The organism is Bifidobacterium anseris (genome assembly GCF_002860345.1).
In the GTDB taxonomy this organism is placed as follows: Bacteria; Actinomycetota; Actinomycetes; order Actinomycetales; family Bifidobacteriaceae; genus Bifidobacterium; species Bifidobacterium anseris.
Genome location: NZ_NMYC01000001.1, coordinates 321,418 through 334,195, shown reverse-complemented (window position 1 = coordinate 334,195; position 12,778 = coordinate 321,418). Strand labels below are relative to the sequence as shown.

Sequence of the window (12,778 nt, the reverse complement as noted above, 5' to 3'; positions counted from 1 at the left end):
CATGATCACATGTACTGCTTGCAGGCCTTGAAGGCGCTGTAGCCGGCGTACTCGGCGGTCGAACCGAGCTCCTCCTCGATCTCGAGCAGGCGGTTGTACTTGGCGATGCGCTCGCCGCGGGCCGGGGCGCCGGTCTTGATCTGGCCGGTGTTCTTCGCGACGGCCAGATCGGAGATCGTCGTGTCCGGGGTCTCGCCGGAACGGTGGGAGACCATCGACGTGAAGCCGTTCTTCGTGGCCAGCTCGATCGCGTCGAGGGTCTCAGAGACGGTGCCGATCTGGTTGAGCTTGACGAGCAGCGAGTTGCCCGCGCCCATGTCGATGCCCTTCTTCAGGCGCACCGGGTTGGTGACGAAGAGGTCGTCGCCGACGAACTGCAGACGGTCGCCGAGCGCCTTCGTGATCTTCGCCCAGTCTTCCCAACCTTCCTCCTGGAACGGATCCTCGATGGAGACGATCGGGAACTGGTCGACGAGCTTCTCGTAGAAGTCGAGCATGTAGGCCGAGTCGCGGTCCTCGCCGTCGAAGTGGTACTTGCCGGTCTCCTTGTTGTAGAACTCGGAGGAGGCGACGTCGAGCGCGATGCCGATCTGCTTGCCCGGCTCGTAGCCGGCGGCCGAGATCGCGTCCATGATGTACTTGAGCGAATCCTCATTGGTCTTCATCTTCGGAGCGAAGCCGCCCTCGTCGCCGAGGCCGGTGGCCAGACCCTGCTTCTTGAGGACGTTCTTGAGGGTGTGGTAGACCTCGACGCCCGCCTGCAGCGCCTCCGAGTAGGTCTCGAAGCCGTAGGGGGAGATCATGTACTCCTGGATGTCGGTCGCGAAGTCGGCGTGCGCGCCACCGTTCATGATGTTCATGTTCGGAACCGGCAGGATGTGGCCGTTGGTGCCGCCGATGTAGCGATAGAGCGGTAGTTCGGCAGTCTCGGCGGCCGCGTAGAGGGCGGCGAGCGAGACACCGAGGATCGCGTTGGCGCCGAGACGGCCCTTGTTCGGGGTGCCGTCGAGCTCGATCATCAGGTCGTCGAGCGCGCGCTGGTCGGTGGCGTCCATGCCGATGATCTTCGGAGCGATCTCCTCGTTGACGGCCTTGACCGCACCGAGGACGCCCTTGCCCTGGTAGACGGACTTGTCGCCGTCGCGACGCTCCCAGGCCTCCGCCTCGCCGGTCGACGCGCCGGACGGCACGAGGCCGATGCCACGGGCACCGTCTTCGGTGTCAAGCACGACCTCGACGGTCGGGTTGCCACGGGAATCAAGAATCTGGCGTGCATACACGCTTTCAATTGCTGCCACAACTGCTCCTTGTGTGTACGGGTTGTGATGACATTTGCAAGAGTAATGCCGTTGTTGGACGATTCGCAACTTCCCGTCTACGAAAACTATGAGCGCTCCCAGATCGGCGCGTCCCGCCGCGCGACCACGGACGGGCCGCACCCACGAGCCGAAAACCATACGGATCCGTCCGCACTGCCCAACGCCGTCGATCGAGACCTTTGTCCAACGCCTTTGGCAACAATGGATGCCGACACGGGGTGCCCGGGCCATGATCTCAAACATGTGCTGGACCCCGTCGCCGCGGACTGCCCGCGACGACGGCTGGGAAAGCGGATCGGCTGGGCTGAGATCACACTCGTCGAACCTGAAATAGGCAATGCTATCGAAGGGAATGTCATGTCCGTTCCGCAACAGGACGGCGCCGTCATATCCGACGCGCCGTCGTTGTCCCCATCGCCGTGCGCATCATCATCGACATCGCCGCGCACGACTTCGCCGTCCACAACGTCCCTGCACACGCCGTCGCTGCCCGCATGGACCCGGCGCGCCGTCCACATCGGCGCCGCATGGGCCTCCACGCTCGCGTTGTTCGCGCTGTGGGCGCTGTGCACGCGTTCGCCTGCCGGCACGCGCGCGCTGCCCTCCCCCGCCGAGGTCGCCGCCGCCTTCGTGACGATGTGCGACGAAGGCGTGCTGTGGCCATCAGTGCGCGTCAGCGTGCTGCGCGTGCTCACCGGCCTCGCCGTCGGCGTGGCGCTCGCCGTGCCGGCGGCCGTCGTCTCGGGCGCGAGCCGCCTCGGCGACGCACTCATCGACAAGCCGGTCCATATGCTGCGCGCGATCCCGTTCCCGGCGCTCGCGCCGCTGCTCATCGTCATGCTCGGCATCGGCGAGGCGATGAAAATCGCGCTCATCGCAACCGGCGCGTTCGCACTCGTCTACGTCAACGTCCGCGACGGCGTGCGCGCGATCGACCCGGGACTGCTCGAGCTCGCCCGCGCCTACCGGATGCCGCGGCGCGCCGTCTTCACGAAGATCCTGATGCGCGGCGTGCTGCCGCAGTTCATGACCGGACTGCGGTTCGCGATCACCGTCTCATGGATCGCACTCGTCACCTGTGAGACCGTGAACTCGTCGGCCGGCATCGGCTATCTGCTCGCGCGCGCCCAGCAGTTCTTCCGCACCGACCAAATGGTGCTGTGCATCGTGCTGTACGCGGCGCTCGGACTGCTCAGCGAATGGATCGTCGGAGCGCTCGAACGGCTGGCGCACGTGCGCGGCTGACGTCGTACTCCCCCTTCCCCGCGGACTTCCGCAGGGTTCATTGTTCGTTTCAGGACCGCCATCGACCGATGCGGCCCCATCATCAACCGATTCCGCATGACCGTATGACCGATTCGTCATCGACGTCGGCCGACCGAGCCGTCGCGCCGTTCACGACGACCATGCCGTTCACGACGACCGCTCATGGTACGACGACCGACCATGGCGAGGCGACGCGGCCGCGCGGCCATGCCCACGACCATACCCACAAGGAGACACCATGTCATTCACATCCACTTCCCGATTCCGCTCATCCGCTTCCCACCCGCGCCGCCTGCTCGCCGCCGTCTGCGCCGCCGCGCTGCTCGCCGGCGCCGCCGCATGCGGCACGTCGTCGGCGCAGGCGGGCGACGGCGCCACGATGCGCGTCGCTTATCTGTCCACGGCGAACTATCTGACGACGGTGCGCGACGAGCCCTTCCTCGACGAGGCGATGGCGGGCACCGACGTGCGATTCACCGGTCCGTACAACCCGACCGACGCCTACGCCGCCGTCCTGTCCGGCAACGCCGACGCAACGAGCACCGGCACCGGATCGTTCATCAACTTCCTCGCACAGGGACAGCCGTGGACCGCCTTCGCAATCGAATACTACGACGGCGACTCACAGGGCATCGTCGCCGCCCCCGGTTCCGGCGTCGAATCACTCGACGACCTCAAGGGCAGGAAGGTTGCGATCATCAAACGCGGCGGCACCGGCGACTACGTGCTGCACAAGGCCCTCGAAGGCAGCGGCGTGGACGTCGACGACGTCGACGTCGTCGAGATGAGCCCGAGCAACTTCCAGGCGGCCTTCACCTCCGGGCAGATCGACGCGCTCTCCTCCTTCGACCAGAACCTCGCGGCGGCGATGGCCACGCCGGGCGCGAAGCTGCTCGCCAACGGCAAGGACTACGACAACCACAACGTCTCGATCCATATCGTCTCGCGCGACTTCGCGACGAAACATCCCGACGCCGTCAAGGCGATGTACCGGGCGCTCGTCAGGGAGTCCGAGGCCGCGGCGAAGCGTCCAGAGATTATCACCGACGCCTACCGGCACTTCGGAGCATCCGAGGAGGTCGCCAACCAGATCGCGCACTTCGACGTGCCGACGATCCTGCCGATCGACGCCGACGGCCGCGCGATGCTCGAGGCGCAGGCCCGCGAATACGTGGACTTCGGCTTCATCGACACGATGCCCGACATCGCCGCCGCGACGATGGACTGCGGCGCATGAGCGGCGGCGTGACGCCCGCCGTCGCGATCGACGACGTATGCAAGGCCTTCGACGGACGCACCGTGCTCGACGACGTGGACCTGCGCGTCAACGCAGGCGAGACCGTCGCACTCATCGGCCGCTCCGGCTGCGGCAAGTCGACGCTGCTGCGCATCATCGCCGGTCTGATCGACGCGGACCGCGGCCACGTGCGCACCGAGCCGCGCGTCGCCTTCGGCTTTCAGGACGCGCGACTCGTCCCGTGGCTGCGCATCTGGGACAACGTGACGCTCGGCATCGACGCCGACCGCGGCCGTATGACACGCCGCGAACGCAAGGCGCTCGCCGTGCGCGCGCTCGATCAGGTGCAGCTGGCCGACGCCGCAGACAAACTGCCGGCTGAGCTGTCCGGCGGCCAGCGGCAGCGTGTCTCGCTCGCCCGGGCGTTGACGCGCCGGCCGCGGCTGCTGCTGCTCGATGAACCCTTCGGCGCGCTCGACGCGCTCACACGGCTTGACATGCAGGATCTGCTCGCCGGACTGCGTGCACGGCTTGGGTTCGCGACGGTGCTCGTCACCCATGACATCGCCGAGGCGGTACGGCTCGCGGACCGCATCCTCGTGCTCGCCGACGGCCGCATCCGCGATGAGGTGCGCGCTGACCGTTCGAGTCTCGACGTCCAGGGACGTCCGTACGACCATCAGGCGCTCGAGGAACGGCTGCACCGCGCATTGCGCGGGTGACGGAACCGTCGACAACCACAGTTGGCGCCGGTCATAGTGCCCGATGCGCCGATATATCGTGAAGGCCGCACAGGAATGCCTTGTGCGGCCTTCACGATATCTGGCCTACCCGTCGGCTGCGTCGTGCGTCAGACGCGCGGCTTCGGCGTCCACGCGAGGTCGTCGAGCAGCTGGCTAACCCAGTGGATGACCTCGCCGGAATCCATCGACCCCGATCCGAGCGATCCGGCGAAAGGCGTCGGAATCGTGTAGGTGTGCGTGAGCGGCCGGTACTGCGCGCCCTTGTAGATGCGTTCGATGCGCATGCGTACCGATTCGGGCGGGTCGATGCCCCCGACGCGCAGTTTGCCGCCCTGGCCAACGATCTCGGTGATCCCGAGGTCCCGGGCGCGCTCGCGCAGCCGTGCGATGCCGAATAGCGACGTGAAAACCTGCGGGGGCTCGCCGTAGCGGTCGGTGAGCTCCTCGCGCAGCTCCTCGAGATCGTCGTCGTTCCTCGCCTCTGCGAGCTTGCGGTACGCTTCGAGGCGCAGCTTGTCCGAATCGATGTAGTCGACCGGGATCGACGCCTCGATGGGCAGGTCGATCGTGACGACGGGCGGCTCGACGCGGTCGGGCTCCTTGTAGTCCTCGATCGCCTCGGAGACCATGCGCACGTACAGGTCGAAGCCGACGCCTTCGATGTGCCCGCTCTGCTCGTCGCCCAGCAGGTTGCCGGTACCGCGCAGCTCGAGGTCCTTCATCGCCACGTCGAAGCCGCTTCCGAGCGCCGTGTTCTGCGCGATCGTCACAAGACGCTCGTGCGACTGCTCGGTCATCGGCTTGCCCGGGTCGTACAGGAAGTACGCGTAGGCGCGGTCGCGGCCGCGGCCGACGCGTCCGCGCAGCTGGTGCAGCTGGCTGAGGCCGAAGCGGTCGGCGTGGTCGACGATCAATGTGTTCGCGTTCGAGATGTCGAGACCGGTCTCGACGATCGTCGTGCACAACAGCACGTCGATGTCGCGATGCCAGAAGTCGCGGATGATCTGGTCGAGCTGCTTGCGTCCCATCTTGCCATGCGCGATGCCGATTCTCGCCTCGGGAACAAGCTCGTGCAGCTTCGCGGCCTTCTTGTCGATGTCCTCGACGCGATTGTGGATGTAGAAGACCTGACCGCCGCGCAGCAGCTCGCGCCGGATCGCCGCCGTGACCTGCGCGTCCTCGTAGGCGCCGACGTAGGTGAGCACCGGCAGGCGGTCCTCCGGCGGCGTCGCGAGCGTCGACATCTCGCGGATGCCGGTGACGGCCATCTCAAGCGTGCGCGGGATCGGCGTCGCCGACAGGCTCAGCACGTCGACGTTCGTGCGGATCGCCTTGAGCGCCTCCTTCGCCTCGACGCCGAAGCGCTGCTCCTCGTCGATGATGACGAGACCGAGGTCCTTGAACTTGATCTTCGGGTTGAGCAGCTTGTGCGTGCCGATGACGACGTCGACGCTGCCGTCGGCGAGTCCCTTGATCGTCTCGTTGATCTGCTTCGTGCTCTGGAAGCGGCTCATCGCCGCGACGGTGACCGGGAATCCCTCGAAGCGTTCGGTGAAGGTCTCGTAGTGCTGCTGGACGAGCAGTGTCGTCGGCACGAGCACGGCCACCTGCTTGGAGTCCTGCACGGCCTTGAAAGCAGCGCGCACGGCGATCTCGGTCTTGCCGAAGCCGACGTCGCCGCAGATGAGGCGGTCCATCGGCACCGGCTTCTCCATGTCCGCCTTGACGTCGTCGATCGTCGTGAGCTGGTCGGCGGTCTCCTGGTACGGGAAGGCGTCCTCGAGCTCCTTCTGCCACGGCGTGTCCTTGCTGAACGCGAAGCCCTTCGTGCGCTGGCGCGCCGCATACAGCTTGATGAGGTTCTGCGCGATCTCGTGGACGTGCTTCTTCGCCTTCGCCTTCGTCGCCGCCCAGTCCGAGCCGCCGAGCTTGTTGAGCTTGGGGATCTCGGCGCCGATGTACTTGCTGACGAGATCGAGCTGGTCGGTCGGGATGAACAGCTTGTCCGGCGGCGCGTTGCGTTTGCTCGGCGCGTATTCGATGACGAGGTACTCGCGCGTCGTGCGGTTGCGTCCCGATCCGGTCGTGCGCTGGCGCATGCCGACGAAACGGCCGATGCCGTGCTGTTCGTGCACGACGAAGTCGCCCGGCTTGAGTTCCATCAAATCGATCGACTTGCGGCGCTTGCGCGGCGTCTTGGGGCCGCCGGCGACGCTTTCGCGGCCGGTCAGGTCGCGTTCGGTGAGCAGCGCGGTCTTCGCGGCCGCGTCGACGAAGCCGTCGCGCGCCTGCGAGCGCACGGCCGTGAAATTGGCGACGCCGACGGCGTTGAGCATGCGCGCAAGACGATGCAGCGTGCCTTGGGCGGCGGCCGTCACCGTCACGTCGTAGCCGTCGTCGAGCAGCGCGCGCACGCCCTGCTCGGTGCGCCGCTCGTCGCCGCGGAACGCCTTGGGTGTCTGCGCATCGATCTGCACATGCCCGGGCAGCGACGAGTCGACGGTGAACCCGCTGATCCTCCACAGTTCGCGTTCGCTGTACGCGAGCGAGGAGACGACCTCGTCGTAGTCGAGGAAGTTCGCGCCCTCGAAGTCAATCGGCGCGCCGGCGCCGTGCCCGGCGGCGGCGACGTGCCAGCTCGTCGCGAGAAACTCATTGGCGGTCTTCGCTAGGTCGTCGACCGAACGGCGCAGCTTCTCCGGGTCGCACAGCATGACGACGGCGTCCTTCGGCAGCATCGACGAGACGGGCCTCATGTCGTCCACGAGGGCCGGCAGCAGCGATTCCATGCCCTCGACGGGAATCGCCTGCGCGATTGATTCGAGCATGTCGTCGGCGTTCGGGATGCGGCCGACGAGCGAACGCGCGCGCTCGCGGATCTGCTCGGTGAGCTGCACCTCGCGGCACGGCGTCGCCCAGACGGACTTGATCTGCGGGCCGTAGGTGCGCTGGTCGGAGGCGTGGAATTCGCGGATCGAGTCGATGTCATCGCCGAAGAACTCGATGCGCACCGGATGCGGCATCGTCGGCGGAAAGACGTCGATGAGGCCGCCGCGCACGGCGAATTCGCCGCGGTCCATGACGAGGTCGACGCGCGTGTAGGCGTTGCGCACGAGCGCGGCCGCGGCCTCGTCGAGCGCGATCCGCTCGCCGAGCGCGAAGACAAGCGGCTTGACGTCGCCGATGCCGGCGACGACCGGCTGAATCAGCGAACGTACCGGCATGACGAGGATGCGGATGGGGCCGAACATTGCGCTGCCCGCCTCGGGATGGCACAGCCTGCGGAAGACCTCCATACGGTTGGCGACGGTGTCGGCGCGCGGCGAGAGGCGTTCGTGCGGCAGCGTCTCCCATGCTTCGAGCTGGGCGACGGCGGCCGGGTCGCCGTCGTACCACGAGCGGATGTCGTCGACGAGTTCCTCGGCCTCGCGTCCCGACGGCACGACGACGACGATCGGCGACAGCGTGGCGCGTGCGGAGGCGAGCGCCGGACGGATGCCGTCGGGCGCGCCGATGGACAGGATCGGCTCGCCCACCTCGGCGTCCGCTTCGATCAGGCCGTGCGCCAAATCGTGGAAGGCGGGGTCGGCTTCGAGGCGCGCGCGCAGTTCCGTCAGCGCACCGTCGATCGTGCCGCGTGCGCCAACGGTGGTGGTTGCGGTGTCGTCAGCGGCCATTGAAGCGGTCCTGCGCTTTCGTCAGCCCGTCGAAGACGATCGTCTCGGCCGCGTCGGCACCGTCGGCGAGGAATTCGGGCAGCTGCTTCCTCTGCGCGGCGTTGAATTCGCCGAGCACCCAGTTGATCGTGTTGTCGTGCGCGTCGCCGGAGCGGCTCGCGTGGCCGACGCCCATGCGCACGCGCGCGTAGTCGGGCGTGTGCAGGCATCGGTCGATGGATTTGATGCCGTTGTGTCCGCCGGCCGAGCCGCCCGACTTGAGCTTGATGCGGCCGAATTCGAGATCCATGTCGTCGTGGATGACGATGATGCGGTCGACGTCGATGTGATAGTACTCGCGCACAGACTGGACGGCCTGCCCCGAATCGTTCATGTAGGTCAGCGGCTTGCACAGGAAGAACTTCTGGCGCTTGTCGCCCATCGTCATCACGCCCTTGCCGAGGTCGGCGAGCCCCTTGTGATTGGCGAAGCGCACGCTCCAGCGTTCGGCGAGGAGGTTGACGGTCATGAAGCCGATGTTGTGCCGCGTGTTGCGGTATTTCGCGCCCGGGTTGCCCAGTCCTGCGATGAGCCAGTAGTCCGATGCCATGTGTCGCTCTTTTCCGTTGTGTTCTTGTGTTTCGTATTGTCTTCTGTTGGATCGCCGTCAGATCGTCCGGTCGCCGCGCCTCAGAGGTCGATGTACCAGTAGCTCATCCCGTGCAGCGTGTGCCGCGAATCGTAGGCCACGTCGGGCATCCAGCCGTAGCGGGTGAAGCCGAAGCGTTCGCACAGGCCCGTGGAGGCCGAATTGTCGGCGAAGATCGTCGTGCAGGCGCGCCGCATGCCACGCGCCGCGCATTCGTCAAGCAGCATGCGCATCGCGAAGGAACCCGCTCCCCTGCCGCGCGCGTCGTCGGCGATATAGTAGGCGAGGCTGCACACGCCGTCGTAGCCGGGACGGTGGTAGAACGCCGAGATCGCCGCGAAGCCGACGTCGCGGCGCGTGCCGTCCTCGTCGGTGGCGGTGATGACGAACACCGCGTAGGGATCGCGGTGCTTGTCGATCCACGCGTTGCGCTCCTCGTAGCCGACCGGTACGAGGTCGGTCGTGGATCCTCCCTCGACGATGGCTTCGTTGTAGACGTCGGTGACGACGCTCACATCCTCGTCGGTGGCCTGCCTGTAGCTGTAAGTGGTCATAACGTCATAGCATAGCCACATCGCGGAATTCGCCGCCGTGCGCTTCGCCGAGCGACGCAAACCGGGGCGTCCCCGCCCGGTGCTGCCCATGCATGCACCGGGCGGGGACGCCCCGGTTGTGTTTGTTGTGGCTGATGCCGCTCAGTGTCAGCCTTCGAGCTCGATCGCCTTGCCGATCGCCTCCTCGAGGCGCTTCTGCGCCTCGCCATACGCGCTCCAGTCGCCGGACTTCATCGCCTTGTCCGAATCCTTAAGCGCCTTCGCAGCGTCGTCGAGTGCCGACTTGAGGGCCGGGTCCTGCGTCGTGCCGGACGACCCCGACGAATCCGACGACCCCGACGAGGAACCGGCATCCTGACCGGGCTTCGCGGCGTCGGAGCCGCCCGGAGACGCCGTGTTGTCCGCGTCGCCGGCCGATGCTCCCGAATCGCCGCCGAAGACCTGATCGAGCGCCGCGTCGAGCGTGTCGGCGAAACCGACCTTGTCGCCGAAGGCGACGAGGACCTTCTTGAGCAACGGGTAGCTCGTCTGGCCGGAGGACTTCACGTACACCGGCTCGACGTAGACGAGGCCGCCGCCGAGCGGCAGCGTGAGCAGGTTGCCGCGTTCGATCTGCGTCGAACCCGATTCGAGCAGGTTAAGCTCCTTGGAGACGTCCGCGTCGGCGTTGAAGTTGTTCTGCGCCTGACCCGGGCCCGGCACGTTCGAATCCTTCGGCAGCTCCTGCAGCCTGATCGTGCCGTAGTCGGGTCCCTTGACGCCCTTCGTGCGTCCCGCGTCCGAATCGACCGACAGGAAGCCGGTGAGGATCTCGCGCGTGCTCGCGCCCGCCGGGATGTAGGTGCTCGTCAGCGAGAACACCGGCTCCTTCGAACCGCCGGTCTTGAGCGTAAGATAGTACGGCGGCTGCAGCACGTCGTGCGCCTGCTGCGCCTTCGACTCGGTCGGGTCGACCGGCGTCTGCCAGAAGTCCTCGCCGGAGAAGAACTGGCTCGCCTGCGTCACATGGTACTTCGCGAGCAGTTGGCGCTGCACCTTGAAGATGCCTTCCGGATAGCGCATATGCGCCATCAGGTCACCCGAGATCTCGGACATCGGATGGTAGTTCGCCGGGAAGATCGACTGCCACGCCTTGAGCACCGGGTCGGACTCGTCCCACGTGTACAGGTCCACCGAACCGTCGTAGGCGTCGACGGTCGCCTTGACCGAGTTGCGGATGTAGTTCGCGCGCTTCGAGCTCAGTCCGGCCACCGACGACGACGAGACCGTCGTCGAATCCTCGGTCGCCGACGCCAGATCGGTCATCTGCGAATACGGGTAGCGGTCAGAGGTCGTGTAGCCGTCGATGATCCACTTGACGCGCCCATCGACGACGGCCGGGTAGACGCGTCCGTCGAGCGTGAGGTACGGCGCGACCTTCGCGACGCGCTCCTTGGGCGAACGGTCGTAGAGGATCTGCGAATCGGCGTTGACGCGGTCGGAGAACAGGATCTGGTCGGAGCCGAAGCGGATCGAGTACAACAGGCGCGCCATGATGTTGCCGAGCCTGGGGCCGCCGTCGCCGTCGAAGGTCGTCGTCGCGCCCTCGGCGCCGGAGGTCGGATAGTCGAACTCCCACGACTTCGTGCCCTCCGGCGCGCCGACGATCGAGTATTCGGGCGCGTTCGGCGAGAAGTAGATGCGCGGCTCGTAGTGCTGCGTGTCGGTCAGGTATCCCTGCGTGGGGATGCCGTATTCGAAGAACTCCGGCTGGCCGTCGCGCGTCACGCGGTTGCCGTAGGCGGCGACGATGCCGTAGCCGTGTGTGTACACGGTGTGGTCGTTGACCCAGTTGCGGTTGTCGTTGCCGGACAGGTCCATCTCGCGCGCGGCGATGACGGTGTCCTGGTTGACGCCGTCGATGTCGTACTTGTCGACCGCCAGCGTGTCCGCGAAGGTGTAGTACTGCTTCATCTGCTGCAGCTGCTTGAAGGTCGGCGAGACGATCTGCGGGTCGAGCAGACGGATCTGCGCCGTCGTCTCGGTGTCCTGCTGCAGCGCGCCGGCCTCGGCCTTCGTCGTGGCCTTGTATTCCTCGGTCTTGACGTTGCCGAGCCCGTAGGCGGCGCGCGTCGCGTCGATGTTGCGCTGGATGTACGTCGATTCCATCTCCTGGGCGTTCGGGTTAACGCGGAAGCGCTGCAGCAGCGCCGGCCACAGCGACGACAGCAGCAGCGACAGCACGAGGCAGGACGCGATGGTGATCGCCGGGACGCGCCACTCCTTCCACGCGCTCGTCAGCGGCGCCGTCTTCGCCGAGGCGGCGTCGGTGAGCGCCGGCGAACGCATGAGCCACACGCCGAGCACGACGCCGGCGATCGCGGTGACGGCGGCGAGGATGAAGGTGATCGGGATCGACGCGTTGACCGCCGTGTAGGTCGCGCCGGTGATGCGGTCGCCTTCGGCGGTGAGCGTCGAGAAGACGGACAGCGCCTGGTTGACGGCCCACGAGCACATCCACGCCATCAGCCAGATCGCGATCTGGCGGCGCGCGCGACGCGTCATCGAGAAGATGCTGCGTCCGTGCTTCGGCATCGTGAAGCGGATGCCGCCCATCGCCACATGCGTGACGATCGAGAAGACGAGCGCGACGAACAGCAGCACCGACAGCGCGGACAGCAGCAGCGACAGGCCCGGCAGTACGAAGACGTAGAAACCGTTGTCGATGCCGAACTGCGGATCGGCGACGCCGAAGCGCTTGGCGTGGAACATGAGCAGGATCTGCGACCAGTTCGAGTTGAACCGCGAACCGAAGAGCAGCCCCGCGACGAGCGAGACGCCAACGGCGACGCGCCGGGCGTTCTTCGAGGAGACGCCGCGGCCGATCTCGATCGTGTCGCCGTTGATGCGGATCGTCGATCCGTCGGCGAAGTCGGGACGTGCGCGGATCGCGAGCGTCGCGGCGATGTAGGTGACGAGCACCATGAGCAGCGCGTAGACGATCCACACGCCGACGCGCGTGCCGAGCAGCGTCCAGACGACGCTCGAGAAGCCGAGCTGGTCGTACCACATGACGTCGGTCGCGAAGGACGCGATCGCGAAGAACAGGCCGACGACGACGGCGAGCGCGAGCACGACGCCGATGAGGATCTTATAGCCGCGGTTCGAGCCTCCTGACGGCGCGCGGCGCGTGATGCGCGGCGGCGCGGTCGGCGGCGTGCCCGAGGCGGCGTGGGCGTCCTCGCCGTCGGTCTCGATGTTGATCACGATCGGATCGTCGTTGGCGGCGTCGGAACGATGGGGGCGCTTATGCGGCCCTTGTCCGAACATGGGGCCGAAATCGAAGAAAGACATTCGACCAGTCTACAGAATCAT

General features: G+C 66.6%; 8 protein-coding genes. 3 read left to right on the top strand and 5 right to left on the bottom strand.

The window, feature by feature from the left end:
* Positions 1-5 precede the first annotated feature (5 nt).
* Positions 6-1,298, bottom strand: a complete 1,293-nt coding sequence (gene eno / locus CGZ88_RS01355) for a phosphopyruvate hydratase (protein ID WP_026645019.1) — start codon at positions 1,296-1,298, stop codon at positions 6-8.
* A gap of 378 nt (positions 1,299-1,676) precedes the next feature.
* On the opposite strand from eno, the gene CGZ88_RS01350 reads away from it, so the two are divergent.
* The 3 genes from CGZ88_RS01350 to CGZ88_RS01340 all read left to right on the top strand — a co-directional run bounded on the left by CGZ88_RS01350 (position 1,677) and on the right by CGZ88_RS01340 (position 4,544).
* Positions 1,677-2,564 (top strand): ABC transporter permease, encoded by an 888-nt coding sequence (locus CGZ88_RS01350; RefSeq protein WP_101670908.1) that lies wholly within the window; start codon positions 1,677-1,679, stop codon positions 2,562-2,564.
* 259 nt (positions 2,565-2,823) lie between these two features.
* Positions 2,824-3,822, top strand: a complete 999-nt coding sequence (locus tag CGZ88_RS01345; RefSeq protein WP_026645021.1) for an ABC transporter substrate-binding protein — start codon at positions 2,824-2,826, stop codon at positions 3,820-3,822.
* Positions 3,819-4,544 carry an ABC transporter ATP-binding protein gene (locus CGZ88_RS01340; RefSeq protein WP_101670907.1) on the top strand — a complete coding sequence of 242 codons (726 nt, stop codon included), beginning with the start codon at positions 3,819-3,821 and terminating at the stop codon, positions 4,542-4,544. The genes CGZ88_RS01345 and CGZ88_RS01340 overlap by 4 nt, the downstream gene beginning before the upstream one ends.
* A 128-nt stretch (positions 4,545-4,672) precedes the next feature.
* Here CGZ88_RS01340 and mfd read toward each other — a convergent pair whose 3' ends face one another.
* The 4 genes from mfd to CGZ88_RS01320 all read right to left on the bottom strand — a co-directional run bounded on the left by mfd (position 4,673) and on the right by CGZ88_RS01320 (position 12,757).
* Entirely contained in the window at positions 4,673-8,242 is a 3,570-nt protein-coding gene (gene mfd, locus CGZ88_RS01335; RefSeq protein WP_101670906.1) for a transcription-repair coupling factor, read from the bottom strand.
* Entirely contained in the window at positions 8,232-8,831 is a 600-nt protein-coding gene (gene pth / locus CGZ88_RS01330) for an aminoacyl-tRNA hydrolase (RefSeq protein ID WP_026645023.1), read from the bottom strand. Before pth ends, mfd begins: the two co-directional genes overlap by 11 nt.
* Positions 8,832-8,911: 80 nt before the next feature.
* Positions 8,912-9,424, bottom strand: a complete 513-nt coding sequence (locus CGZ88_RS01325) for a GNAT family N-acetyltransferase (RefSeq protein ID WP_026645024.1) — start codon at positions 9,422-9,424, stop codon at positions 8,912-8,914.
* 147 nt (positions 9,425-9,571) lie between these two features.
* Complete coding sequence (locus tag CGZ88_RS01320; protein WP_026645025.1) at positions 9,572-12,757, bottom strand: UPF0182 family membrane protein; 3,186 nt, start codon at positions 12,755-12,757, stop codon at positions 9,572-9,574.
* Positions 12,758-12,778: the final 21 nt, after the last annotated feature.